Raw genomic sequence first — 26,933 nt, forward strand, 5'->3', positions numbered from 1 at the left:
CTCAGCCGGGCATCGGACGGGGGCTGGGGCTCTCGTCCTCCTCCTCGTCGCCGAGGATGAGCCAGCGCCGCGCGGGGGCCTCCTCCCAGAAGCGGCGAAGGATCTTGTCCGTGTGGCTGTTCTCCGCGACACGGTTGAGCTGGAGCGCGACGAGCTCGCTCTCCACCAACTCCGCCACGCGCACCACGCCGGAGCGCAGGCCGTACTCCTGGACTCGGCGAATCATGTTCGCGGCTTCTGGCGAGGCCGGCCGCAGGGTCCTCAGGTCCGCCTTGATCTTGATATCACGCCCCGAGAGCGAGGCCGTGGCCTTCTCCAACTCCTGAACGAAGGACTCCATCTCCTGGACGCGGATGTAGCCATCCAGGACGAACTCCACGATGGCGTGCTCGCCATCGACGTCGATTCGGAACACCGGCGCTCCTTCGCCACACGGACCCGGAGGAGCGTAAGTAGGAACCCGACGGGTGCCCAGGCACCCGGGAGTGCGGGGCCAACGTCCAGTTCACGATTCGACGCTGATTTCCTCCAGCAACAACGTGAGCGCGCGCTCGGCCATGGCGTGGCGCACCTGACGTCTGTCACCCGTGAAGACCTGGCGCTCGACGGCCGCGGTTCCTCCTCGGCGAAGGACGGCGATGAAGGCGAGCCCCACGGGCTTCTGGGGGGTGCCTCCACCCGGTCCCGCGATGCCCGTCTCGGCGATGGCCCAGTCCGCGCGAGAGTGCTCCAGGGCCCCGCGCGCGAGCGCTTCCACGGCCTCCGCGCTCACCGAGCCATGCGCCTGGAGCAGCGCCAAGGGCACGCCGAGTTGTTCCACCTTGGACTCATGGGAGTACGGAATGAAGCCACGCTCCACCACGGCGGAGGCCCCTGGGATGTCCGTCAGCCGCGCGCAGAGCAGCCCGCCCGTGCACGCCTCCGCCAGCACCAACCGCACACCGGCGTCGCGGCAGCGCTCCAACACCTGCCTCGCGAGGTCCTCGAGTGCATCTCCCGTCACGCGCTTGCCTCCTGCTCACGAGGTCGTCAGCTGCACTCCTCCGCGGCCGCGCCCCAAACCCGTGCATCTCCTTTCCCACGCCCGGGCCGCATACGCCACCGAGGAGGCGTCGCCTGGTACGCGCCCTCCCCGCGCACGTGCGGCGTGGAGGTGTTGCCCGGTACGCATCCTCCCCGCGCACGTGCGGCGTGGAGGTGTTGCCCGGTACGCGTCCTCCCCGCGCACGTGCGGCGTGGAGGCGCCGCCTGGCATCTCCCGGGCGTGCCCGCTCCTCACGCCCTCGCGATATCCGGGCGCACGGCCAGCACCGCCACCAGCATCTCCTCGCGCCAACTCAACCCCACGAGCCCCGGCTCTCGCCGCAGCGTCAGCGCGGGATGGACGCCCTCCGGCCGCAGCCGCTCCAGCCACTCCAGTGGCACGAACCCCGCCCGGCGCAGCCGCGCCATCCACGTCGCCGCCATCTCATGCCGCTCACAGCGCGCGGCCTCATCCACCGTGCCCACCACGTCCTCCACCTCGCGCCCGAAGAAGCGCTTGATGGCGGCGCGCTCGTCACTCGGCACCCCCAGCGTGTCCAGCAATTGAAAGACATGCGTGAAGTGCCGCCAGGCATGTTGGAAGCGCACGAGCGGCGAAGCCCCGAAGTGGTCCGTGTTCGGCTCGGACAACACCAGCCCCACCGGCTCCAGCGCACGCAGGTGCCGGAGCACCGCATCCCTCGCCGCACCCGCGTGCCCCGGCTCCTCCGCCACGTGATGCATCGCGAACGCCGCGTTCACCACCCGAGGCCCCGGCAGCTCGCGCAGCTTCGACCACGTCGCCTCCGTCACCTCCTCCACCGGCGCCTCCACGCCCATGAAGCGCACCGCTCCGCCCACCTCGCGCGCCACCTTCGCCACCGCCGCCTCCGCCTGCTCGAGGCTCGCCCCACTCGGGTCCACCCCCACCAAGGTCAGCCTGCGCGGCAAGACTCCCCGCTTCGACAGCAACCTCAGCAACCGCCCCGCCTGCCGCCCCTGTCCGATGCCCACGTCGACGAGCGTCGCCTCACCCCGATTCCCGAGCAGCTCCTCCAACACCGCGTTCGCCAACACATCCGCCGTCGACGCCAGCGGCATGTGCGTCATCAGCGAGCGGAACAAGTCAATCTGCCGCCCCCCCTCCTCCACCCGTGGATTCAGATAGGGATTGCGAGCCCCCGAGCCCTCCAGCCGATGCGCCACCGCCATCGCGAACAAGTGGTAGCCCAGGTCCTCCGGCACCACGTCCACGTCCAGCCGCGACTCCAATGAGCGCAACGCCCGCCGCGCCTCCACCGCCCTCCCCGCGACCGCGTGCTCCATCGCCTGGAAGAGCAGCTCCTCCTTCGACGTGCGCATTCCCCTGCGCTCCTTCCCCCAGGGCCCCCACCCCGCTTCAAAAATAATGGTGCCCTCCAGTCGCCTCCACGCAGGCAGCGCGCCCGTGCCCCTTGTCCGTGAGGTGTCACACACGCAGTCGCATGCTTGGACAGACCTTCCCGGCCCCGCGCCTCCGGATTCCGCCGAAACCACTCACATCGAGCCCAACCGGAAGATGTGGACTCCCCCGCACCGAGGGGCGAGCCTCCTCTCCCCTGCTGGCGTGCCCACCAGGTGACAGTTCTCGAGTCCTCAGGTGTTGAGGGAGTCCATGAAGTTTCATCGTGATGTCGTCCGTGTCCTCCTGCTGGTGGCCCTCTGGCCTGGCCTCGCGTGGACACAGGGCCTTCCCTCGCCCGCGACCGGGTCGCGCGAGGTGGAGGTCGAGCTCCAGAACCAGGACGGAGGCACCGCGCTCTCCGCCGAGGACGCGAAGCGGCTGGGCCTCACCCCCGACGGCGGTGACGTCCAACTGGTGCCCCCCACGCTGGTGACGCCCTCTCCCGCCGCCTGGCCCCAGGGCCTGGAGGGCACCCCGGGCGAAGTCGTGCTGGAGCTGCTCGTCAGCGCCGAGGGCACCGTCTCCGACATCCAGGTCGTCACCGCGCCCCAGGAGCCTCGGCTCACCGAGGCCGCGCTCCAGGCCGCCCCAGGACTGCGCTTCACCCCCGCCACGCTGGCCGGTGCCCCCGTCGCGGTGCGCCTGCCCTTCATCTACCGCTTCGAGCCCCCCGCCGCCCCCGTCCCCACCGCCACCGCGCGCCTCACGGGAGAAGTTCGCGCGAGAGGCACCCGCCGCCCCGTGGCCGACGCCACCCTCTTCGTCGACGGCAGCACCGAGCCCGTGGGCACCGTGGACGCCGAGGGCCGCTTCGCCGTGGAGCTGAGCCCCGGTCCGCACCAGGTCGAGGTGCGCGCCCCCGGACACCAGCCCGGCCAGTTCGAGGAGACCCTCGCCGAGGGCCAGTCCCTCCAGGTCATCTACCGGCTCCAGCCCGGCCGCGTGAATCCCTACGAGACGGTGGTGCGCGATGACCGGCCTCGCACCGAGGTGACGCGCATCACGCTGCACGAGCAGGAGATTCGCGAGGTGCCCGGCACGCTGGGCGACCCCTTCCGCGTCGTGATGCTCATGCCCGGCGTGGGCAGCCTCGCCTCGGGCATCAGCTATCCGGTGGTGCGCGGCAGTCAGCCGGCCGCCACCGGCTTCTTCCTCGATGGCGTGCGCATCCCCATGCTGTACCACCTGCTGCTGGGGCCCGCGGTGGTGCACCCGGACTTCATCGACACCGTCGACTTCTTCCCGGGCACGCCGCCGGTGCAGTACGGCCGCGTGCTGGGCGGCGCGGTGGAGGGCCGGCTGAGCCGTCCTCGCGAGGACCGGCTGCACTTCACCGCCTACGCGGACCTGCTCAACAGCGGCGGCTTCATCGAGTACCCGTTCGAGAGCACCGGCACCTCCGTCAGCGTCGCGGGCCGCATCAGCTACTCCGCGCTGCTGATAACGGTGGGCTCCAAGCTCGCGACGGGCTCGAGCGACGCGGGCGTGTACGCCAACTTCTGGGACTACCAGGCACGCATCGAACAGAAGGTCGGCCAGGGACGACTGCGCCTGTTCGCCCTGGGCAGCTCCGACAGCGTGGGCTCCACGCCCGGCACCGACTACGAGGGAGACCTGGGCGTCGGCATCGCCTCCCGCTTCCATCGGGCGGACCTGCGGCTGCTGCATCCCCTCGCGGAGGGCGAGCTGGAGGTGGGCACCACCGTGGGCGTCGACTCCATGGGCCTCGTCGGCGAGGAGTCGTACCAGCGTCCCAACGGCGCGGGCATGGGCCGCCACCAGGTGGGCGAGTACGGGATGAACCAGGTGAGCTTCTCCGCGCGCACCAGCTGGAAGCGCCAGCTGAGCGAGACGCTGGAGCTCATCGTCGGCGGTGACGTGGAGCACCGTCGCGCCGCCACGAAGATGACGGGCACCGGCATTCCTCCTGGCACGCGGCCGGAGGACTCGGCCGACCCGCTCAAGCGTCCTTCGTCGCTGGCGACCTTCTCCGGCGCGTATGCGTCCGTGACGTGGTTGCCTTCGGAGGACTGGGTGCTCCAGCCCGGCGTGCGCGTGGACAGCTATCACCTGTCACCGGGCATCCAGCACACCGTGGTGGAGCCGCGCCTGTCCGTTCGCCGACGCCTCACGGAGACGCTCGTGGTGAAGGGCGGCGCGGGCCTCTTCCACCAGCCGCCCACCGTGCTGCTGCACCTGCCCGCCGTGGACACCGCGAGCCTCCGCTACGGCCTCCAGGAGGGAGTGCAGCTCGACGTCGGCGCCGAGTGGAAGGCGATGGAGGGGTTGGAGCTGAGCGGCGACGTCTTCTACAACCCCCTCTCCCGCGCGGTGGAATTGGACCTGGAACAGGTGGCGGAGAACCGCCGGCGCGGTGGCGTGGGCGCGACGTCGCCAGCCTCGAGCGGCTATGCGTATGGCTTCGAGCTGATGGCCCGCCACCCGCTGGGCCGCGACTGGTTCGGCTGGGTCTCCTACAGCTTCCTCCAGAGCAAGCGCCGCGTGCTCATCGACCGGTATGGAGATGACAACCGCGTGGTGGGCTCGGAGAGGGTCACCCTCCCCTTCGCCTTCGAGCAGGCCCACGTGCTCAACGCGGCGGTCAGCTACAAGTTCGGCAACAACTGGACGGTGGGCACGGTGTTCCACTTCAATACCGGCCGCCCGGAGGCCGGTGAAATCACCAGCCTCACCCAGCGGCTCGTCACCCGGCCCGACGGAGAGCAGCAATGGGTGCGGCAGGACCGGGACCGGGCCGAGCGACTGGACTCCTTCTTCCGCGTGGACCTGCGCGTCGCCAAGTCGTGGGCCCTGGAGGACTTCACGCTCGACGCCTACCTGGACATCCTCAACGTGTCGGCCCAGAAGGAAGTGGTGGCGTATGAGTATGGGTTCAGCTTCACCACCGACGCCGCCGAGCGGAAGCCCACGAACATCCCCATCATCCTCCCTCTCTTCGGCCTGAAGGGGACCTACTGACATGCGCGGACTGCTCCCTCCCTTGTCCCTCCTCGCGCTGCTCGGTGCTGGCTGCGACCGCATGCCGGAGGACCCCGTCTTCGTCTACGGCAACCTCCAGCACCTGGATGGCTCGCCGTACGCCCACGTGCCGGTGGCGCTGGAGCGCAAGGCGTACTCCCGCTCCCCCTACGGGCCTCCGCCCTCCGCGCCCGAGACCTTCACGCCCTACGCGGAGTTCCAGAGCGACCAGCGCGGGGACTACGTGCTGGAGGTCCTCTCGGGCGAGACGACCCGCGACAATATCGATGGCTTCACCGAGTACCGCTTCCGGGTCGCCGCGCCCCTGGAGCAGGGACACGGTGTCTACACGTCGTTTCAGTTCTGGGATGACGCGGAGGTGCCTCCACTGCGGCCCTGGGAGCCTCGGCTGGTGGTGGCCTCGGGACAGGAGGGGCCGGTGCTGAGCTTCGCCAAGGCGCCGCCTCCGCCCGCGAAGCCCTACTCCGCGAAGCTGCCCCAGATTCTCCTCCCCGGGAGTCCAGAGGTGCAGGAGGTCGACTCGCTCCCGCCCTATCCGGTGGTGCAACTCTCGGGAGCGGATGGGCTGGTCTGGGAGACACACGACCCCGCCTCGCCCTGGCAGCCCAATCCCTATCAACTGGAGGACTTTCCGGGCGTCGCGGCGCAGGTTCGCGCCGTGTCGATGGGCACCTGGATGTTCGAGCCGCTGGGCGGCAGCGACAGCAGCGTGGCCTTCCGCGTGGAGTGGCGAGGGCCACGAGAGGCCATCCCCTCCGGTGCCGTGCGCCCCGTCAGCCGAGGCGCCGTGTGCTACCCGTCGCCGGGCGAGGGGCCGTGTCCGTACACGGATGGCTCGCTGCGCTCCGTGCAGACGAAGCCGGAGTCGCGCGACTCGGGCGTGAGCGAGGTGGTGGTCTCCTGGGAGGACTCCGTGCGGCCTCGGCGCATCGTCCTGCGCAACCTGGAGGTCGTGCTGGGTTACGACCCTTCCATCCATGTGCTGCTGGAAGGCAGCATGGATGGCTTCACCTGGTCGCCGCTCGCGGACGTGCTCCACCAGAACTTCGACCCCAAGTCCCTCTTCGGCATCTTCGTGAACATCGCCCTCGATGGGACGGAAGGTGACAGCCCCTACGGAGACGCGCCGCTGGACGTGCTCCACAGGGCGCGCTTCTTCGACGTGCCGCTCGCGGGTGAGGCCCCCGTCCGCCACGTCCGGCTGCGGGTGCAGTCGCAGGACAAGAGCCGGACGCTCCCCGTCTTCGCGCTCGCGGAGCTGTCCGTGTTCGAGTGACGCGCGAGGGGGCTCCTCAATCGCCCCAGGGTGCAGGTTGCTCCCTGGGGGACATGTGCGGACGTTCCGCGAGGAAGTCCACGGTGTCTTGAAGGAGCAGACCCTTGCCGACGAGTCCCTCGAAGAAGATGTCGCTGCTGACGGAGCCCGAAGCCCGGCTCGTGCTGTCCAGCTCGCCTCGCAACGTGGTGGAGTTGTCCACCCGCGACCTGCGCGGCCGCATCCTGCGCGCGCGCAAGTTGATGCGGAAGTACCAGGACACCGCGAGGCGCCAGCGGAGAGAGGCCCTGCGCAAGCGCACGCCGACCCGCTCCCGTCGCGCGGAGGGCAACGCGAACACGGTGCGCAAGGCGCTGTACTTCCAGCAGGCGCTGTCCCGGTTCGAGAAGCGCCTGGCCCTGATGGAGCGCCAGGAGGCTCGGGCCGCGGCGCTCGCCAAGCGGAAGATGGCGAAGCCTCGCCGGGCGCTGCGGACGAAGCGTGCCGCCACGGGTCGCAAGCCCGTGCGCAGGACGCGGACAGCGGGGAAGATGGCGACGGCCTCCCAGCGGAGCATGAAGGCACAGCGCCGCAAGGGCGGTGCGCGCAAGCAGCAGGGCTTCGGCGCGGTGCGACGCACCTCCCATGTCGTCGCTCGCAACCGTCGGACCCAGGCGCGCAAGGACTCTCGGCGCTGACGGCGCGTGGCCTGGTGACAAGGTGGGTCGTGACACCTGTCTCCCCGCGCGGAGGAGCCCCGCTTCGGCCGTCCTCGAACATCGCGCGCGAGCCCGCGCATCAGTGCTCCGCGTCCATGAGCACAGGCCTCCTGCTCGAGCGCGACCTCCTCACGCAGGGGCCTTGCTCAAGCCCGCTTCGTGCGCGTCAGTGCGAGGAGCCCGGCGAGCACCAGCATCAGCCACACCGCCATCGCACCGGGCCCTGTTGCGTTGCAGCCACCGCCACCACCACCGACCAGGGGCTGCTCCACCGGACCGGCATCTGGCTCGCCAGGGCCCGCGTCGTGACCAGCGTCCACGGGCCCGGCATCGGGCTCCCCTGGGCCCGCATCGGGCGGCTTCGACAGCGTGCTCTCGTCCAGGTACGCGCCACACGCGGGGTCCGCCGCACCGTCCGCGCGATGCGCCAGCGCCAGCGCATAGGCCCCGGCGCCGAAGCCCACCATGGGCGCGTTGAACTTGTACGCGCCGCTCTGCTCGTCATAGGTCTCCGCCACCGCGAGGTAGTTCTTCAGCGACTGGTCGGTCACCCACTTCAGCACGCGGTCCGCGCGCGCCGGGTCTCCCGCCATCCGCTTCACCATCGCGCCTCGCAGGCTGACGATGACCCACTCCGCGCTGTCGTACTCGCTCCCCCACGGGCTCATGTCCGCCCAGCCCATGTGGTCGTAGCGATCATCGTTCCGAACCCATCCCGCCCCCGCGGGTGACAACAGACGCAGGTCGAGTCCTCGAATCGTCTCACGCGCAATCTTCCCCGCCGGGTCGAACAGGCCCATGGCGAACGCGTCGAACACCGCCGTGTCCCAGTAGCCGCGTCCGGACCGCAGCTCCTCCAGGTTGGAGGCCAGCGCGAATTGGTGGTCCGTGAGCTTCTCCGCCATCGCGCGGCGGATGGACTCACCGGCGGCGCGGTAGCGAGTCGCTCGCGCGGAGTCCCCCACGCGCTCGGCGAGCACCGCCGCGTCGCACAGGCCCCGCGCCGCCGTCAGACTCGTGTACGCCCACGCGCGCTGACGCCCGTTCCAGTGGGTCTCCCAGATGGACGAGTCCGGACGGATGAGTCCTGTCTCCGGGTCGATGAGCGCCACCAGCGCATCCGCGACCTTCGTCGAGACGGTGGGCCAGGTCTGGTTCACCAGCGAGAGGTCGCCCGTGGTGCGCTCGTAGTGCCGCAGCGCCCAGAGGAACAGGCCGAAGCCATCGAACTCCAGGTTCGGTCCCGCCTCGTTGAAGTCCGTCTCCTCCACGCCGAAGCCGTGGTAGCGCGTGAGGGTGATGAGGTACGGCGGCATGCGGTAGGGCTGGAGCTCGCGCCAGTGCTGGAAGCGGCCGCTGTCCGCGTTCAGGTAGTACGACAGGGCCTCGCGGGCCTCGCTCCGCATGCCCAGCGTGGCCATCGCCGCCGCCGCGTAGGCGCCGTCTCGAATCCACGCATAGGTCCATTGGCCTGGAGGAAGGCTGGCCAGCACCGCGCCCTTGCCCGCGTGCTTCACGATGCCCGGCAGCGCGGCGGGTGCGCCATTCGGCGCCTTGAAGCGCGTCAGGCGCGGCTCTCCATCGCGGCCCAAGGACTCACGCAGGAAGGTCTCTGATTCGCGCACCTGCGCCATGTGCAGCACCACGGCGGAGTGGCGCACGAGCGTCTCTTCGTTCGCCGCGGCGCCCGAGGGGACTTTCACCGTGTCCGTCTGGAAGGAGGCCCAGCGCGCCACCTCCGCGTCCACGAGGGACTTCGCGTCGGAGGTGCCGACGTAGTCGGAGAGCCATTGCCTCGCGGTGGCCATGCCGTCCGGGTTCCCCAGGTGCACGAAGGCCACGCCGGCCCACTTCTCCGAGCCCGCCGCGATGTCCCCCAGGTTGAACTGATACGCGGAGGCCCAGCCTGTCTGCGCGGAGGGCGCGGCCGTGAAGTCTCGCAGGTCCTGCTGTCCACCGTTCTTCACGGTGATGAAGCCATTGCCAGCCCCCGAGTCGCCCGAGGTCCACGCGGCCTTGCGAGCCGCCGCGCCCAGCGGGCGTCCCACGACGACGCCCGCAAAGCCCTTCTCGACGAAGTCATCGCCGTGCACCTCCAGGGTCTCGCCGTTCTCGTCCAGCTCCGACATGACTCCGGGGCGGCCGAAGCCCAGGTGGAAGTTGTGGAGGGAGAACACGCTGACGCCCGGGGACGTGGACGCGCCGGTGTTGCGCACGCGCAGCGCCATCACGAAGGCGGCGTGGGGCACGGATTGAGGCGCGAAGACATACGTCGTGACCTCCAGCGGTCCCACGCGCTGGACGAGGGTGGCCAGGCCCGTGCCGCCGGTCCTGCCAGGAGCCCAGGGGGCGTAACCACTGGCATCCAGGTCCGCGGCCTGGGTGTTCATCCAGCGCTGAGTGCCCTCGGAGCGCAGGCCGAAGAACGCGTCGAACAACACGTCGCGCGAGTGCACGACGCGAGGCTGGCCGCGAACGTAGACGTCATTGCCTGACGCGTCGATGACGGGCTCTTCCGTGGCGAAGAGGTGCTCGCGGAAGTGCGACACCTTCTTCTCCTCCAGGTCCAGCATCACCGCGCCGTGCCCGTTGGACGACGCCAGCTTCAAGAACGTGCGTCGGACCGCCACCTCCGCCCGAGCCTCCGGCGACAGGCCCCACAGCAGGGACGCCAGGAGGAGCGCGACGCTCGAAGTCACCCGGCCACGGCACAGGAGGTGGATGCGCATGATGCGGCGGATTCTGGTGTGCTTTCACCAACCGTGACCAGTCTTTGGTGGGCCACGCCCTCCTTTTCGGGGCCGAGAATCACAACCCAGTGACCCGGGTGACGAAGACCCGCGAAGATGCGGGCCATGATGCTCAAGACCCTCCAATGGGTGGGAATCGCCGCCGGACTCCACGGGTGCACCCCCCCATGCACCCTCTGGGAGGGAGTGGTGCCCTGGCCCGATGAGCACACCTCCAGGAAACTTGTCGACCCGTTGGAAGCAGGCGCGGCACTCGCCGCCGCGAGCGCCATCCGCGAGGTGGTGAGCAGCCCTCCTTTCCCCAACCTGTTCACGGGATGCTCGAGCCCAGAGCAAGGCTTGGATGTCTCCGTCTTCACGGGCCAGACACCCGGCCTGTACTTCGTTGCCGTCGAGCAGCGATTCGACCGTTGCGGTGGCGCCAGCGGCCGCGTCCTCGATTGGTGGGAGGTCTACGCCGTCACGGCGCAAGGCGTCGTCGTCGCCAAGGCCGCACCCCCCGAATCGCCCAACCCCTGACGCGGATGTGTCTTCGCCAACGCTGACCCGTCTTTGTCTTTTCGAAAGCACATCAACACGACTAGCCTGACTTCACAGACTTAGCGGAAATCTCCACACGAGTGAGCGCAAGGCGTTCGCAGCAGGAGGTCCCATGTCGGTCGTCCGAAGGGTGCTGGTCTCGTTGTTGCCGTGCCTGGTGCTGGCCGCGAGCGCTTCCTGGGCTCAAACCTCCAGCGGCTTCGTGAACTGGGAGCATCCCCATGTGCATCCCCTGGAGCTGACGCCGGATGGCTCCCGCCTCCTGGCCGTCAACACCGCGGACAACCGACTGCTGGTGTTCTCCCTCGCCAGCGGCACGCCCGTCCTCACCGCGTCCATCCCCGTGGGACTCGACCCCGTGTCCGTGCGCGCTCGAAGCAACACGGAGGCCTGGGTCGTCAACCACGTCTCCGACAGCGTCAGCATCGTCGACCTCACCACCTCCAACGTGAAGGCCACCGTCCCCACCGACGATGAGCCCGCCGACGTCGCCTTCGCAGGCTCTCCCCAGCGCGCCTTCATCTCCTGCTCGCAGGTCAATCGCGTCCTCGTCCTCGACGCCTCCAATCCCCTCGCCACGCCCACCCGCCTGGCCCTGCAAGGCGAGGAGCCTCGCGCGCTCGCCGTCAACGCGGCGGGCACCCAGGTCTATGTGGCCTTCTTCGAGTCCGGCAATCGCACGACCGTCCTCGGCGGCGGCAACGCCATGGGCAGCGGCGGCTTTCCTCCCAACGTCGTGAGCAGCAGCGCCGGCCCCTACGGCGGCGTCAATCCACCGCCCAACTCCGGCAGCGCCTTCAACCCACCGAAGAAGACAGGCAATCCCAACCCGCCTCCCGTCGGCCTCATCGTGAAGAAGGACGCCAGCGGCCGCTGGCTGGATGACAACCGGGGCGACTGGACCCGCTTCGTCTCCGGCACCAGCGCCGCTTCATCCGGACGCCGCGCCGGCTGGGACCTGCCCGACCGGGACCTCGCCATCATCAACGCCTCCACGCTCGCCATCACCTACGCCAGCGGACTGATGAACCTGGACATGGCCCTGTCCGTCCATCCCGGGGGCCGCGTCGTCGTCGTGGGCACCGACTCGACGAACGAGGTCCGCTTCGAGCCCAACCTCAAGGGCCGCTTCCTCCGCGTCCTCGCCGCCTCTGTCGACCCCGCCAATCCCGCAACCGTCGCCCGCTTCGACCTCAACCCTCACCTCACGTACACCACGCCCACGCTGCCCCAGGCGACTCGCGACGTGGCGCTCGGAGACCCGCGCGGCATCGCCTGGAACACCGCGGGCACTCGCGCCTACGTGACGGGCATGGGCTCCAACAACGTCGCCGTGATGGACGACACCGGCGCACGCATCACCCAAATCAACGTCGGCGAGGGCCCCACCGGCGTCGTGCTCTCGGGCACCCGCCTCTACGTCCTCAACAAGTTCGCGGCCAGCCTGTCCGTCATCGACACCGCCACGAACACCGAGCTCTTCCGCGTGCCGTTCTTCGACCCCACCCCCGTCGCCATCAAGGCCGGCCGGCCCCACCTCTATGACACCCACAAGAGCTCGGGCCTGGGCCACGTCGCCTGTGCGTCGTGTCACATCGACGGACGGCTCGACCGGCTCGCGTGGGACCTGGGGGACCCTTCCGGAAACATGAAGGCCGTCACCGGACAGAACCTGGGCATGGGCATCCCCGGGCTGACGGCGGGCTTCCAGTCGTGGCACACGATGAAGGGCCCCATCACCACCCAGACACTCCAGGACATCATCGGCAAGGAGCCGCTGCACTGGCGCGGAGACCGCGCGGGACTCGAGGAGTTCAACGACGCCTTCCAGAGCCTCCAAGGCGACGACACCCTCCTCACCCTCGTGGAGATGCAGCAGTTCGAGAACTTCCTCGCCACGCTCACCTTCCCACCCAATCCCTTCCGCAACCTCGACAACTCCCTGCCCACCAGCCTGCCCCTGCCCGGCCACTTCACCACCGGCCGCTTCGGCACCGCCGGCCAACCCCTGCCCAACGGGAACGCGGTCAACGGCCTGCGCATCTACCGCCCACCGCGCCTCCTCGACTCGGGCCGCTTCGCGTGCGCGACGTGCCACACGCTGCCCACGGGCATGGGCGCGGACGTGCTGTGGAATGGCAACCAGTTCGTCCCCTTCGCCGGAGGCCCCAGCGGCGAGCGCCACACGGGCCTCATCTCGGTGGATGGGTTCTCGAACGTGACGATGAAGATTTCGCAACTGCGCAACCTCTACGAGAAGGTCGGCATGGAGTTCACGCAGACGTCGAACCTCGCGGGCTTCGGCTTCTCGCATGACGGCGGCGTGGACTCGATTGCGCGCTTCCTCACCCTGCCCGTGTTCACCCTCCAGAGCGACCAGGAGGTGGCCGACATGGTGGCCTTCATGCTGGCGTTCTCCGGCTCGGACCTGCCCAAGGGCACGAACACCACCGTCGCCGAGCCCCCCGGCCCCGACAGCAAGGACACCCACGCGGCCGTCGGCAAGCAGGTGACGTTGACCTCGGCCAGCCCCACGCCCGCGCAGACGACCACTCTGACCGCGCTCCTCTCCCTCGCCGACACCGGCAAGGTGGGCCTCGTCGTCAAGGGCCTCCAGGGCGGCGTGGCGCGAGGATTCACATACATGGGCGGCGGCCTCTTCCAGACCGACCGCGCGGCCGAGACTGTCACCGCGTCCCTGCTGCAAACCCTCGCACGCGCCGGAGGCGAGCTGACCTACACCGTGGTGCCCAAGGGCTCCGAGGTCCGCATCGGCATCGACCGGGACCTGGACGGCGCGCTGGACCGCGATGAGCTGGACCGGGGCACGCGCCCCGATGACCCGGCCAGCCGCATCAGCCCTTGAGGCGCGCGCTCACGGACGCGCGCCGAGCGACTCCAGCAGCTTCAGCGCCTCTTCGTGCTTCGGCGCCAGCACGAGCGACTTCTCGAGACGGGCGATGGCCGCGTCCGCGCGGCCCGCCTGGATGTACCCTCGCGCGAGGCCGACGTGCGCCTCCACGTCCTGGGGGAAGAGCGCGACGTTCACCTCGAACACCTTCACCGCGTCGGCGACCTTCCCACTCCCCAGCAAGTCATTCCCCAGCCCGCCCAGCGCCTCCGAGGACTGGTGCTCGGGCACGCCCGCGGCGTGCCGCTCCTTGAACCACGCCAGCGCGGTGTCCACGCCCTCGAGCCGGACAAGCAGGTCCGCCGTCCCATACGGCCCTCGGGGAATGAAGACATGCCCCTTCCAGCCATACTCCCGCGCCACGGCGTCGGCGAGCATCGCCAGGAGGAACCGCCCGTTGTCGGAGTTGGTCATCAGCACCACGCCGCTGCCCGTGTTCGAGTACGCCACCAGCTGCGAGCGATAGCCCTCCACCCAGCCCCCATGGGCGAAGTAGCTCGGGTCCTCCTGGAGTCGGAAGCCCAGCCCGAAGCGCTCCTGCTGCCACGGCGGCGGAGGCTTCGGCCCCGTCGGCCCCGGCCCCTGTCGCGACAACAGCTCCTTCGCCATCGCCCAAGACACCACCCGCCGAGACGTCCCCGCCCGCGCCTTCGAGACCTCGATGGCGAAGCGCGCCAGGTCCGACGGCGTCGTCCACAGCCCGGCGGCGGCCTGGTCCGGATACGTGTGCCATCCCCCCGGAAGACTCGAGCCATCCGCGTGAGTCCCCGTCGCCGCCAGCGGCACGAGCGCCGGGGGCAGCGGCTGCTCGAAGGTGCTGTGCTTCATGTCCAGGGGCCGCAACACCGTCTCGTGCATGATGCGCGCGAAGGGCCGCTCCAGCACATCCACCATCACCTGCTGGACGACGCTCAGCCCCAGGTTGCTGTAGCGCGCCACCGCTCCCGGCTCCGCCACCACGCGCACCGGAGGCGAGTTCGCCGGCGCCTTGCCTTCCAGGCTCTCCACCAACGTGGGCACCGGCGCTCCCGCCGCGTACCCATCAAAGCCATGCATCGGCAGTCCCGCGCTGTGGCTGAGCAGACGCCGCAGCGTCACCTTCTCCTTTCGCGTGAAGGGACTGTCCGGCACCTTCCACGACACCAGCCTGCCGTTGACGTCCTCATCGAGCGACCAGCGCCCCCGCTGCGCATGGTGCGCCACCGCGAGCGCCGTCATCGGCTTGCTGATGGAGCCCGCCTGGAACAGCGTCTCCAGCGTGACGGGCTCAGCGCCTCCCGCCCGCGTCACCCCGAAGGACTTCGCCCAGCGCAGCGAGTTCCCCTCGAACACCGCGATGCTCAGCCCGGGGAGCTCGTAGAGCGCCATCCACTCCGCGAGCGTCAGGCGCCGCTGCCCACCGCCGGGCAGCGGCACGGCCTCCAGCCCCGCCTCCACGCGCGCCACGCGGGCGGACTCCTCGGCGCGGTGCAGCCACTGCGTCGCGGGCCTGGGTGCATCCGCCCCCGTGAGCCATGAAACAGCCAGGCCCCCAAGGACAACCACCGAGGCGACCCGGCCCCCCAGGGTCTCTCGACACCCCACGACCTTCGATGGCGCGCCGCGCCAACGCCCGACCCTGTTCCAGAGCATCCGCACTCCCTCCCAAGCAGAGAGGACGCGGGATGCGCCCTCGTCTGGAGCGCGGCAACCTACGGCGGCGCGAAGACCCTATGGGCACCAGCCATCCCGGGTTGTGTCATGCTTCCGCCATGAATGACGGGGGGACGCGTTCAGCGCGCAACCCTCGAAGTGGCGTGAGGACGCAACCACTTGTCGCCCACCCATGTTTCAGGTCATGCGACTTTCAGAAGCGCCGTTCGTTGCACAGCCCTCGGGCAGCAGGGCCGAGACACGGGGGGGAAGATGACGAGATACGACGGGTCTACGCTGAGACTCTGGAAGACGCTCATATGCTTCTTGCGAGTCCTCATGACGCAGGTGCTCTATCTGGCACCGCTGTTCTGGTTCATGGAGCTGTCCCAGAACATCGCCTGGCACTGGATGAACGATGATTGGGGTTGGCATTACCCCACCTCCCCGTATCACTGGTTCTCGTTCGCCAGCATGATTCTGTGGGCCGGCTGCGTGGGCCTGCTGTGGACCCTGCACTACTTCTTCTTCTACCCGCGCAAGGTGAAGGTCTGGACCCGCGTGGCCATCGGGACGGTGGTGTGCTGGCTGGGGGAGTGGTTCGGCGGCTACCTGGCGGCGAATGTCTTCGATTACCCGCTCCAGGTGTGGCCCGGCTCGCCGCTCATCTACGTCCACTACGCCGCCCTGTTCTTCTGGGTCAGCAACGTCATCGTCTACCACCTCGTCACCGTGAACGTGGTGGACCTCACGCCCACGTATGACGCGCCGCCGGAGCCGGGCGCCGCCCGCGCGCAGGTGGTGGCCTGAGCCTCCGCGTCAGCCCGGGCTCGCGGTGGCGTTGTGCCCTTCCAGGGGCAGCTTGAGTCTCGCGCGGCACCCCCGCCCCTCGGGGCGGTTCTCCAACCGGAGGGTGCCGCCGTGGGCCTCGGCAATCTGCCGGCACAGCGCCAGGCCGATGCCGCTGCCCTGGGGCTTGGTCGTGAAGAAGGGCACGAAGAGGTTGCCCGTGTCCGCCAGGCCCGCACCTTCGTCCTCCACCCAGACCTCCACCGCGCCGGGCGACAGCACCGCCCAGGACACCCAGACCTGGCTCGCCTGGGACTCCGTCAGCACCGCGTCCACCGCGTTGCGCACCAGGTTGATGAGCATCTGCTCGAGCTGGTCCGAGTCCCCTCGGACCACCAGCGCCGGCCCCGCCCGCACCTCCACCGGACGCCGCGTCTCCAGCGCCGCCACGCGCCGCACCCAGCCGTCCACCTCCACGCCCGCGAGCACCGGCGGAGGCAGGCGCGCCAGCCGCGCATACGCGGACATGAAGCGCGCCAGGGCCTCCGAGCGCCGCGCGACGATGCCCAGGCCGCTCTTCGCGTCGTCCTCCCAGTCGGAGGGACGCGGCTCCTGCATCAGCAGGTCCCTCAGCGACTCCGCGATGGACTGGATGGGTGACAGCGAGTTGTTGATTTCATGGCTCAGCACCCGCACCAGCCGGCGCCACGCCTCGCGCTCCTGCTCGCGCAGCGCCAGCCGCAGGTCCGCCAGCACCACCAGGTGGTGCGGCAGGCCCCCTTGCCGGAAGCCTCCGCGCCGCAGCTCGTAGGGCCCGCCCTCCTCCGCGAAGGTGCGCGACAGCCGCCGAGGCGCCGGCCCCTCCAGCAGGTCCGCCAGCCCCAGCGCCCCCGCGCCCTTGCCCATCAACTGGGAGCGCGACTGGCCCAGGAGCTTCTCGCCCGCACGGTTCACCAGCCGCAGCGTCCCCGCGGCGTCGAAGGCCAGCACCCCGACGTCAATCTCCTCCATCACCTGCTCGAGCAGCGCGCCCGCCTCCAGCGCGCCCAGCCGCTGCTCGCGCAGCGTGTCGCCCAGGGCATTCACCTCCAGGAGGACCTCGCCCAGCGCATCGCCCGCACGCGCCCCGCGGCCGCGCGTGGAGTAGTCCCCCTCGCGCAGCGCCGCCAGGAGGTTGGCCAGGGCGTGCAGCGGGCGCGTCACCCGCTCCCGCACCAACAGGCCCACGCCCAGGAAGACGCCCACCACCAGCGTGGTGAGCGTCCAGCGGACCTTCGAGGAGAAGTCTCCCGTCCACACCAGCGCGAGCGAGGCCACCACGCCTGGAATGCCCGCGAGCCACACCAGCGCGAGCACCTGCAGGTCATGTGGCCAGGGCTCGCGCCGCCGCTTCACCGTGCTCCCTTGATTCCGTAGTACTGGAGCCGACGGTACAGCGCGCTGCGAGACAAGCCCAGTCCCTTGGCCGCCTCGCTCACGTTGCCCTCCTGCCGCGCGAGCGCGCGCTCGATGAGGTAGCGCTCCACCTCCTCCAGCGTCATCTCCTCCAGGCGGGACAGGCCCTCGCGGCCCGCGCGGCGCAGCAGCAGGTCCTCCGCCGACACCTCGTCGCCCACGGACATCAGCAGCGCGCGCTCCACCGCGTGCTCCAGCTCACGCACGTTGCCCGGCCACGGGTAGGCCAGCAGCGCCTCCAGCGCGCCCGGCGTCATCCGCAGGGTGTTGCGGCCGTAGCGCTTGCCGTGCTCGGCCAGGAAGTGCGAGGCCAGCAGCGGGATGTCCTCGCGCCGCTCGCGCAGCGCGGGCAGCGGAATCTCCACCGTGTTGAGGCGGTACAGGAGGTCCTCGCGGAAGCGGCCCTCCGCCACGGCCTTGGCCAGGTCCACGTTGGTGGCGCTCACCACGCGCACGTCCACGCGCCGCGTCTTGGACGAGCCCACCGGGTGCAGCTCCCCCGTCTGGAGCACGCGCAGGAGCTTCGCCTGCTGCGACAGCGGCATGTTGCCAATCTCATCCAGGAAGAGCGTGCCTCCGTCCGCCAGCTCGAAGCAGCCCGTGCGGTCCGTCTTCGCGTCGGTGAAGGCGCCCTTCACGTGGCCGAACAGCTCGCTCTCGAAGACGCCCTCCGACAGGCCGCCGGAGTTGACCGCCACGAAGGCGCGGTCCGCCCGGGTGGACGAGGCGTGGAGAAGCCGGGCCACCACTTCCTTGCCCGTGCCGTGCTCCCCCGTCACCAGCACGTTGGCCGCGGAGGGCGCCACGCGCTCGATCATCCGCCGCACCGGCACCATGGCGCGCGACTCGGACACCAGGTCGGGCAGCCCCGACTGGGCGCGGCGCAGGTGCTGGTTCTCGTCCTCCAGCCGGCGGCTGCGCTTGAGCGCCCGGGACAGCTCCAGCTGCGTGCGCAGCGTGGCGAGCAGGCGCGTGTTGTCCCACGGCTTCTGCACGTAGTCGCGCGCGCCGCCGCGCATGGCCTCCACCGCGCCCTCCACGCTGCCCCAGGCGGTCATCACCACCACGGGCAGCGTCGCGTCCTGCGCGCGGATGCGGCTCAGCAGGTCCATGCCCTCCTTCCCGGAGGTGGTGTCGCGTGCGTAGTTCAGGTCCATGAGGACCAGGTCCACGTCCTCGGTCTCGAGGGTGGCGAGCGCGCCCGCGGGCGACTGCGCCGTGACGACGGCGTGCCCGTCCCGCTTCAGGAGCAGGCGCAGGGCCTCCAGCACGTCGGCCTGGTCATCCGCGACGAGGATGCGCGAGGGCCGGGCCGCCGGAGCGGACACGGGCGCGGGCGCGGGCGCGGGGGTGGTGGGTGGGACAACGGGGGTGGTGGGGGAGAAGACAGGTTGGGGCTCGGACACGGAAAGTCATCCCAGAGAAGAAGAGTGTGCCTGAAACAAAGGACTCAGCCTCCACGCAGCACGGAGGCCGGGTCCACGCCCGCCGCACGACGAGCCGGGAGCCAGCTCGCCAGCCAGGCGGTGACCAGTAACAGCAAGCAGACGGAGGCCATGACTCCGACATCCAGGGCCTCCATTCCGTACAGCAGACCTTCCACGGCCCGGTGCGCCGACAACGTGCCCACCAGTCCCAGCGCCAGGCCCCATCCCACACGGCGAAGCGACTGGCCCACCACCAGTCGCAGGACATCCGCCGAACGAGCGCCCAGGGCCAGTCTCACACCCATCTCTTGCTCTCGTTGTGCCACGGAATAGGACATGACGCCGTAGATGCCCACCGCGGCCAGCACCAGTGCCAGCACGCCGAAGGCCCCCAGCAACACGGCTCGGAATCTCGGCAATCCCAAGTCCGTGGACAATCTTTCTTCCAGCGTCGCCACCTGCGCGAGCGCCACCATCGAATCCAGCGCGCGCAGCTCCTCGCGCACCACCGCTTCCAAGGCCTGGGGCGCCAGGTCTCCCACGGCCCGCACGGCGAGCTGCCCGTCCGTGGTCCCCTCCTGCCCCATGGGCACGTAGACGGTGGGCTCGTGTCCGGCCGTGATGCCCGCGTACGCGACATCCCGGACCACGCCGACCACCGTCGTCCAGAGGGGGTTGCCGGCCGCGTCGCTCCCGCCGAAGCTGACGCGCCGGCCCACCGCGTCCAGGCCGGGGAAGACCTCCCGGGCGAAGCGCTCGCTGACCACCATGACGCGCGGGGCATCGGCCCCATCCGACTCGGCGAGCCGGCGTCCCGCGAGCAGCGGCACCCTCAGCGCCTCCAGGAACCCCGGCGTGGCGACGTTGAACAGCGCATGGGGCCGAGGGGAGACGTCCTCCGTCCCTTCCGCCCAGTAGCCGGCGCGGCCGATGGAGCCCCCCGCGGGGAGGCTCACGCCCACCCCCACGGCGGCGACCTCCGGACGCGCGGCGAGGCGTGACGTCAGCGCCAGATGGAACGCCGACGCCTGCTCCGCGGAGCCATACCGGATGGCGGGCAGCGCCAGCCGCGCGACCAGCACCCCCTTGGGGTCCAGGCCCGGGTCCGCCTGGTACAGCCGCCAGAAGCTCTTGAGCATCAACCCCGCCCCGCAGACGAGCATCAGCGCCAGCGCCACCTCCGCCACCACCAGCATCGAGTGCGCGCGGCTCCGAGCCGACTCCGTCGCCCCCCGTCCCAGGACCGAGGCAGGCGACATCCGGCTCTTCCTCAACGCCGGCAAGAGCCCCACCCCCACCCCGGTCGTCAGCGTCACCCCCAGCGCGAACGCGAGGACGCGGCCGTTGATGCCCATGTCGCTCGCGCGGGGCAGCCGGCCGCCTCCCACCATCAACACCAGGTCCGTGGTCCACAGCGCCAGCAGCACGCCGCCCACGCCGCCCATCAACGCGAGCAGCAGGCTCTCCGTGAGGAGCTGCCGCACCAGCCTTCCACGCCCGGCGCCCAGCGCCACGCGGATGCCCAGCTCCCGCTGCCGGGCCGCCGCGCGCGCCAGCTGGAGGTGCGCCACGTTCGCCGCCGCCAGCAGCAGCACCAGCGACACCGCGCCCAGCATCACCCACAACAGGCGACTCACATCCCGGGTGACCAGGTCCTGGAAGCGCATCACCCCCACCAGCAGCTCCGTGTCCTTCTCCTCGCCCAGCCGCGCGCCCACGACCTTCATCTCGTGGCGCGCCGACTCCAGCGTGGCCCCGGGCGCCAGCCGCCCCATCACCCCGAAGGCGCGATGGCCGCGCTCCGTGCGGTCTCTCGACGTGGCCGCGCCCGGCAGGCTGTCGAACGGGAGCCAGACCTCCGTGGAGGGGTTGGGAATCTGGAAGGACGGCGGCATCACGCCCACCACCGTGTAGGGCTGCCCGCTCAACGTCATGGTCGAGCCCAGCACCTGGGGCGTCCCGCCCTCCTTCAGCCACCGCGCATGCGAGAGCACCACCCTGGGCGCGTCGCGCTCTTCCCCGGTGAAGGTCCTCCCCAGCGCGGCCGTCACGCCAAACGCGCCGAAGAAGTCCCCCACCACCATGGCCCCGCGAACCATCTCCGCGTCACCCGAGCCCGTGCGGTTGAGGAGGTCGGCGGACACCGCGCTCAGCGGGTGAATCTGGGTGAGCTGGCTCGCCAGGTCCTCGTAGTTGGGGAGGCTGTAGCGCGACCGGCCCTGCTGCTGCGGTTGCTCCGCCGAGAGCACCACCAGCCGCTCCGGCTCCGGGAAGGGCAGCGGGCGCAGCAGCACCGCGTCCACCATGCTGAACAGCGCCGTCGTCACGCCGATGCCCAGGGCCAGCACCAGCACCGCCGCCAGCGTGAAGGCCGGCGACTTCCGCAGGGTGCGCAGGGCGTAGCGCACGTCCATCGTCACATCGCTCAACATGGGAGGCAACTCCTGTGCGGTTGCATCAGGGTTTCACTTCTGGAGCCAGCCGTCCGCGAGCTGGATGATGCGATTTCCGTAGGCCGCGTTGGCCTCCGAGTGGGTCACCTGGATGATGGTGGTGCCCTGCTTGTTGAGCGTCTGGAACACCTCCATGATGTTCTTCGCCTGCTGCGAGTGGAGGTTTCCCGTGGGCTCGTCCGCCAGCAGCACCTTGGGCGAGGCGATGAGCGCGCGGGCGATGCCCACCAATTGCTGCTGACCGCCGGAGAGCTGCGAGGGGAACAGGTCCTTCTTCCCCACGAGCTGGAAGCGGTCCAGCATGTCGCCCACCAGCGCCTCGCGCTCCCCGCGCTTCAAGTCGCGGTAGGACAGCGGCACCTCCAGGTTCTCCGCCACCGTGAGGTTGTCCAGCAGGTGGTACTGCTGGAAGACGAAGCCGATGGTGCGCCGCGACAGCTCGCCGCGCTCCTTGAGCTTCATCCCGTGCACGGCGTGGCCGTCGAGGAAGTACTCGCCCTTCCACTCGGCGTCGAGCATGCCCATCACCGACAGCAGCGTGGACTTCCCCGCGCCGGACGGGCCCATCATCGTGACGAACTCACCGGCCTGGATGTCCAGGTCGATGTTGCGCAGCACCCAGACGCGACCTCCGGCCAGGGGATAGGACTTCTCGATCTGCCGCAGGGAAATCAGAGGGGAGGACATGGTCGAAGCTTTCGTGCTCACTCGGAGCGCAAGGAGATGATGGGGTCCACGTTCGACGCGCGCCGCGCCGGCAGCCACGTCGCCAGCAGCGCCACCGTGCTCAAGAGCGCCGCGACCCCCACGAACGTCCACGGGTCATACGCCGTCACGCCGTACAGGAGAGACCCCAGGAAGCGGGCCAGCCCCAGCGACATCACCAGCCCCACGGCCACGCCCAGGCCCACCAGGTTCAACCCCTGGCGCAGCACCAGCAGCAGCACGTCGGAGCGGGCGGCCCCCAAGGCCATGCGGATGCCCATCTCCCGCGTGCGCCGCGCGACGGAGTAGCCGACGACCCCCGCGATGCCCAGCGCGGCCAGCAGCAGCGCGGTCCCCGCGAACAAGCCCATCAGCCAGGCCGACAGGCTCCGCGAGCCGATGGACTCGTCCACCAGTCGAGAGAGCGGCGCCACGCTGTACAGCGGAACGTCCGAGTCCACCGCGCGCAACTCCGCCTCCACCGCGGTGCGCACGGACTCGGGAGCGCCGGACTTCACGCGCACGGCGAGGCCCACATAGGCGGTCGGCACCGCCGCCAGGGACCAATAGGCCGCGGGGCGCGCGGGCGAGGAGATGCCCCACTCGCGCAGGTCGTCCACGACGCCCACCACCGTCGACCACTGCGTCCTGGGCTCCAGCGAGATGCGCTGCCCCAGCGCGTTGCCCTTCGGCCAGTACAGGTCCGCGAAGGTCTTGTTGATGACCACCTCCGCGGGGGCATCCAGCGCGCCCATCGTCTCGTGCAGCCGGCCCTGGAGCAGCCTCACGTTCAACGTGTGCAGATACCCCGGGCTCGCCACGCGGAAGTCCACGGCCGGAGGAATCTCGCCCGGCGTCTCGGGCCGGCCCTCGAACTCGAGTCCCCGCGTGGTGGTGCCTCCGAGCGGCAGCAGGTCCGTCAATCCCACCGACTCCACGCCAGGGAGCGTCTTCAGTCGCTCCAGCAGGTCGCGCTGGAAGGCCAGCTTCCGGGACGGCTCCGAGTAGCGCGCGGCGGGCAGCGCGAAGCGCCCCGTGAGCACTCCCTCCGGCGTGAAGCCCTCATCGACCTCGCGCAGCGCGTGCAGGCTCTTCATCACCAGGCCCGCGCCCACCAGCAACACCAGGGCGAGCGCGACCTGCCCCACCACCAGCCCCGCGCGCAGCCGCCCGGAGCGTCCGCCCTCCGTCCCGCGCGAGCCCTCGCGCATCGTCGCGCTCAGGTCCGCGCGGCTTGCTTGCAGCGCGGGCACCAGGCCGAACACCAGGCCCGTGAGCAGCGACACGCCCACGGTGAAGACCACCGACGTCGGGTCCAGCCGCACCTGCGACGCGCGAGGCAGCCCGTCACCCACGAAGGCCAGGAGCGCGTCCGTGCCCCACATCGCGAACAGGAGCCCCAGCCCTCCGCCGACCACGGACAGGACAAGGCTCTCCGTGAGGAACTGCGCCACCAGGCGCCCCCGGCTCGCGCCCAGCGCCGCGCGGATGGACACCTCGCGCTCACGCGCCGCCGCACGCGCCAGCATCAAGTTGGCCACGCTGCTGCACGCCACCAGCAGCACGAAGCCCACCGCGCCCAACAGCAGCCACAGCGTCCCGCGCACCTTGCCGACGATGCGGTCCTCCAGCGGGGTGGTGCGGATGGCCCAACCAATCCCCTGGTAGCGAGGCTCCCCCGCTTCCATCTCCTGGGCGGTGCGGGCCACGTCCGCGCGCACCTGCGCCATCGACACGCCCGGCTTCATCCGCGCAAGCGAGCTGAAGTGCCGGTCCGTGCGCGAATGGACCCAATCCGCGCGAGGAACCAAGGGCACGTAGAGCTCGGCTCGCAAGGGATACGCGACGCCTCGGGGCAGCACGCCCACCACCGTGTACGGCTCGCCGTCGAGCTGCATCGTCTTGCCCAGCACCTGCGGGTCCTCCGCGAAGTGCGCGCGCCACGCCTTGTGCGTCAGCACCACGACCTTCTGCGCGCCCGGCGTCGCCTCCTCCTCGGTGAAGCCTCGGCCCAGCGCGGGCGTCACGCCCAGCGTGGGGAGCATCGTGGCGGTGCCATGCACCACGCCGAAGCGCTGCGGCGCTCCGCCCCCCGTCAGCGTCATGTCCCGCCACGTGTACGCCGCCACCGAGCTGAACACGCGCGGCCGGGTGCTGAAGTCCTGGTACTCCGGAATGGAGATGCCGACGTCCTCCAGGCCCGCCATCCGGATGTCGTTGGACAGATGCAGCAATCGCTCCGGCTCCTCGAGGGGCGGAGGCGTGAGCAGCACGCCATTCACCACGCTGAAGACCGCGCTGTTGGCGCCGATGCCCAACGCCAGCGCGAGCACCGCCACCAGCGTGAAGCCCGGGCTCGCTCGCAGCGAGCGCAGCGTGTAGCGCAAGTCTCGAAGCAACGTCTCCATGGTGTCCCTACTCCGCCTTCAACGAGATGATGGGGTCCACACGGGAGGCACGCCGCGCGGGCAGCCATGTCGCCAGCAGCGCCACCATGCTCAGGAGCGCCGCGACCCCTACGAAGGTCCACGGGTCATACGCCGTCACGCCGTACAGGAGGGACCCCAGGAAGCGGGTCAGCCCCAGCGACATCACCAGCCCCACCGCCACGCCCAGGCCCACCAGCTTCAACCCCTGGCGCAGCACCAGCAGCAGCACGTCGGAGCGGGCGGCCCCCAAGGCCATGCGGATGCCCATCTCCCGCGTGCGCCGCGTGACGGAGTAGCCGACGACCCCGGCGATGCCCAGCGCGGCCAGCAGCAGCGCCGTCCCCGCGAACAAGCCCATCAGCCAGGCCAGCAGGCTGCGCGAGCCGATGGACTCATCGACCACCTTCGAGAGCGACGTCACGCCATACAGCGGCAGGTCCGCGTCCACCGCGCGCAACTCCGCCTCCACCGCCGAGCGCACCGACTCCGGCGTCCCGGACTTCACCCGGACCACGAGCCCTCGGAAGGACCCGGGCGCCGCCGCGAGCGACCAGTAGGCCGCGGGCCGCGCGGGTGAAGAGAGGCCCCACTCGCGCAGGTCATCCACGATGCCCACCACCGTCGACCACCGCCGCTCGGGCTCCAGCGAGATGCGCTGGCCCAGCGCGTTGCCCTGCGGCCAATACACGTCCGCGAAGGTCTTGTTGATGACCACCTCCGCGGGGGCATCCAGCTCGCCGATGGTCTCGTGCAGGCGCCCCTGGAGCAGCTTCGCCTTCAGCGTGCGCAGGTAGTCCGGGCTCGCCACGCGGAAGTCCACCGCGGGCATCACCTCGCCCGGCGTCTCGGGCCGGCTCTCGAACTCCAGGCCCCGCGTGGTGATGCCACCCAGGGGCAACAGGTTGGTGAGCCCCGCTGACTCCACGCCAGGGAGCGTCTTCAGCCGCTCCAGCAGCTCGCGCTCGAAGGCCAGCTTGCGGGCGGGCTCGGCGTAGCGCGCCGAGGGCAGCGCGAAGCGCCCCGCCAGCACCCCCTCCGGCGTGAAGCCCTCGTCGACCTCATGCAGCGCGAGCAGGCTCTTCATCACCAGGCCCGCGCCCACGAGCAACACCAGCGCCAGCGCCACCTGCGCCACCACCAGGCCCGAGCGCAGCCGCCCCGAGCGGCCACCCTCCGTGCCTCGTGAGCCCTCGCGCATCGTCGCGTTCAGGTCCGCGCGGCTTGCTTGCAGCGCGGGCACCAGGCCGAACACCAGGCCCGTGAGCAGCGACACGCCCACGGTGAAGACCACCGACGTCGGGTCCAGCCGCACCTGCGACACGCGAGGCAGCCCGTCTCCCACGAAGGCCAGGAGCGCGTCCGTTCCCCACAGCGCGAACAGGAGTCCCAGCCCACCGCCGACCACGGACAGGACCAGGCTCTCCGTGAGGAACTGCGCCACCAGGCGCCCCCGGCTCGCGCCCAGCGCCGCGCGGATGGACACCTCGCGCTCACGCGCCGCCGCACGCGCCAGCATCAAGTTGGCCACGCTGCTGCACGCCACCAGCAGCACGAAGCCCACCGCGCCCAGCAGCAGCCACAGCGTCCCTCGCACGTCCCCCACCACCGTGTCCTCCAGCGGGGTGATGCGGATGGACCAGCCAATCCCGTTGTAGCGAGGCTCCTGCGCCGCCATCTCCCCCGCGACCCGCGTCACATCCGCGCGAGCCTGCTCCAGCGTCACCCCGGGCTTCATCCGCGCCAGGGCGGTGAGGGAGCGCGAGGTGCGCTTCGTGGCGTCCTCCGGCTTGAGGACGAGGGGCACGTAGAGCTCGGTGCTCTCCGGGTAGGCCACACCGCGGGGCAGCACGCCCACCACCGTGTACGGCTCGCCGTCGAGTTGCAGGGACTTGCCCAGCACCTGGGGGTCTTCCAGGAAGACGGTGCGCCAGGCCTTGTGCGTCAGCACCACGACCTTCTGCGCACCCGCGGTCGCCTCCTCCGCGGTGAAGCCTCGGCCCAGCACGGGCGTCATGCCCAGCGTGCTGAAAATCGAGGAGGTGCCATGCACCACGCCGAAGCGCTGCGCCGCGGCGCCTCCCGTCAGCGTCATGTCCCGCCAGGAGAACGCCGCCACCGAGTCGAACACGCGCGGCAGCGTGGTGAAGTCCTGGTACTCCGGATACGAGACGGAGATGCCCTCCAGGTTGGCCTTCTGGATGTCATTGGACAGGTGCAGCAGCCGGTCCGGCTCCTCGAACGGAGGAGACGTGAGGAGCACCCCGTTCACCACGCTGAAGACGGCGCTGTTGGCGCCGATGCCCAGCGCCAGCGCGAGGACCGCCACCAGCGTGAAGCCCGGGCTCGCGCGCAGCGAGCGCAGCGTGTAGCGCAAGTCTCGAAGGAACGTCTCCATGTCGTG

General features: G+C 70.4%; 17 protein-coding genes. 6 read left to right on the plus strand and 11 right to left on the minus strand.

Features of this window, described 5'->3' with window-relative positions:
• Position 1: 1 nt before the first annotated feature.
• The 3 genes from MYSTI_RS38330 to MYSTI_RS38340 form a co-directional block, all read right to left on the minus strand.
• The gene (locus MYSTI_RS38330) at positions 2 to 415 is read right to left on the minus strand and encodes a hypothetical protein (RefSeq protein ID WP_015353248.1); all 414 of its coding nucleotides are present in this window, start codon (positions 413 to 415) and stop codon (positions 2 to 4) included.
• Positions 416 to 505: 90 nt separating this feature from the next.
• Positions 506 to 1,003 carry a CinA family protein gene (locus MYSTI_RS38335; protein ID WP_015353249.1) on the minus strand — a complete coding sequence of 166 codons (498 nt, stop codon included), beginning with the start codon at positions 1,001 to 1,003 and terminating at the stop codon, positions 506 to 508.
• 272 nt (positions 1,004 to 1,275) lie between these two features.
• Positions 1,276 to 2,385, minus strand: a complete 1,110-nt coding sequence (locus tag MYSTI_RS38340; protein ID WP_015353250.1) for a GRAS family protein — start codon at positions 2,383 to 2,385, stop codon at positions 1,276 to 1,278.
• Positions 2,386 to 2,677: 292 nt separating this feature from the next.
• Between MYSTI_RS38340 and MYSTI_RS38345 the strand changes: the two genes are divergently transcribed.
• From MYSTI_RS38345 to MYSTI_RS38355, 3 genes are all read left to right on the plus strand, one after another.
• Positions 2,678 to 5,446: a TonB-dependent receptor domain-containing protein gene (locus MYSTI_RS38345; protein WP_015353251.1), complete on the plus strand. Its 2,769-nt coding sequence runs from the start codon at positions 2,678 to 2,680 to the stop codon at positions 5,444 to 5,446.
• A 1-nt stretch (position 5,447) separates the two neighbouring features.
• The gene (locus MYSTI_RS38350) at positions 5,448 to 6,743 is read left to right on the plus strand and encodes a hypothetical protein (RefSeq protein WP_015353252.1); all 1,296 of its coding nucleotides are present in this window, start codon (positions 5,448 to 5,450) and stop codon (positions 6,741 to 6,743) included.
• Between the two features lie 104 nt (positions 6,744 to 6,847).
• The gene (locus tag MYSTI_RS38355) at positions 6,848 to 7,420 is read left to right on the plus strand and encodes a hypothetical protein (protein WP_015353253.1); all 573 of its coding nucleotides are present in this window, start codon (positions 6,848 to 6,850) and stop codon (positions 7,418 to 7,420) included.
• A 167-nt stretch (positions 7,421 to 7,587) separates the two neighbouring features.
• Here the strand turns inward: MYSTI_RS38355 and MYSTI_RS38360 are convergent, their stop codons facing one another.
• Complete coding sequence (locus tag MYSTI_RS38360; protein ID WP_015353254.1) at positions 7,588 to 10,170, minus strand: glycoside hydrolase family 15 protein; 2,583 nt, start codon at positions 10,168 to 10,170, stop codon at positions 7,588 to 7,590.
• Between the two features lie 126 nt (positions 10,171 to 10,296).
• Here MYSTI_RS38360 and MYSTI_RS38365 point away from each other — a divergent pair, with 126 nt between their 5' ends.
• Positions 10,297 to 10,710 carry a hypothetical protein gene (locus MYSTI_RS38365; protein WP_144370226.1) on the plus strand — a complete coding sequence of 138 codons (414 nt, stop codon included), beginning with the start codon at positions 10,297 to 10,299 and terminating at the stop codon, positions 10,708 to 10,710.
• 133 nt (positions 10,711 to 10,843) lie between these two features.
• Positions 10,844 to 13,597, plus strand: a complete 2,754-nt coding sequence (locus tag MYSTI_RS38370) for a beta-propeller fold lactonase family protein (protein ID WP_015353256.1) — start codon at positions 10,844 to 10,846, stop codon at positions 13,595 to 13,597.
• A 9-nt stretch (positions 13,598 to 13,606) separates the two neighbouring features.
• On the opposite strand, the gene MYSTI_RS38375 is transcribed toward MYSTI_RS38370, so the two are convergent.
• Entirely contained in the window at positions 13,607 to 15,274 is a 1,668-nt protein-coding gene (locus MYSTI_RS38375; RefSeq protein WP_015353257.1) for a serine hydrolase, read from the minus strand.
• A gap of 339 nt (positions 15,275 to 15,613) precedes the next feature.
• On the opposite strand from MYSTI_RS38375, the gene MYSTI_RS38380 reads away from it, so the two are divergent.
• The gene (locus MYSTI_RS38380; RefSeq protein WP_233278095.1) at positions 15,614 to 16,084 is read left to right on the plus strand and encodes a hypothetical protein; all 471 of its coding nucleotides are present in this window, start codon (positions 15,614 to 15,616) and stop codon (positions 16,082 to 16,084) included.
• Between the two features lie 9 nt (positions 16,085 to 16,093).
• On the opposite strand, the gene MYSTI_RS38385 is transcribed toward MYSTI_RS38380, so the two are convergent.
• The 6 genes from MYSTI_RS38385 to MYSTI_RS38410 are packed head-to-tail and all read right to left on the minus strand — an operon-like array spanning position 16,094 to position 26,927.
• Positions 16,094 to 17,458, minus strand: coding sequence for a sensor histidine kinase (locus tag MYSTI_RS38385; RefSeq protein ID WP_015353259.1), 1,365 nt, complete (start codon positions 17,456 to 17,458; stop codon positions 16,094 to 16,096).
• Positions 17,455 to 18,924 carry a sigma-54-dependent transcriptional regulator gene (locus tag MYSTI_RS38390; protein WP_015353260.1) on the minus strand — a complete coding sequence of 490 codons (1,470 nt, stop codon included), beginning with the start codon at positions 18,922 to 18,924 and terminating at the stop codon, positions 17,455 to 17,457. Before MYSTI_RS38390 ends, MYSTI_RS38385 begins: the two co-directional genes overlap by 4 nt.
• Positions 18,925 to 18,968: 44 nt before the next feature.
• Complete coding sequence (locus MYSTI_RS38395; RefSeq protein WP_015353261.1) at positions 18,969 to 21,377, minus strand: ABC transporter permease; 2,409 nt, start codon at positions 21,375 to 21,377, stop codon at positions 18,969 to 18,971.
• A gap of 33 nt (positions 21,378 to 21,410) precedes the next feature.
• Complete coding sequence (locus MYSTI_RS38400) at positions 21,411 to 22,085, minus strand: ABC transporter ATP-binding protein (protein WP_015353262.1); 675 nt, start codon at positions 22,083 to 22,085, stop codon at positions 21,411 to 21,413.
• A 17-nt stretch (positions 22,086 to 22,102) separates the two neighbouring features.
• Positions 22,103 to 24,511, minus strand: a complete 2,409-nt coding sequence (locus tag MYSTI_RS38405; protein WP_015353263.1) for an ABC transporter permease — start codon at positions 24,509 to 24,511, stop codon at positions 22,103 to 22,105.
• Between the two features lie 7 nt (positions 24,512 to 24,518).
• Entirely contained in the window at positions 24,519 to 26,927 is a 2,409-nt protein-coding gene (locus tag MYSTI_RS38410) for an ABC transporter permease (protein ID WP_015353264.1), read from the minus strand.
• Positions 26,928 to 26,933: the final 6 nt, after the last annotated feature.

It is taken from the genome of Myxococcus stipitatus DSM 14675 (assembly GCF_000331735.1).
In the GTDB taxonomy this organism is placed as follows: Bacteria; Myxococcota; Myxococcia; order Myxococcales; family Myxococcaceae; genus Myxococcus; species Myxococcus stipitatus.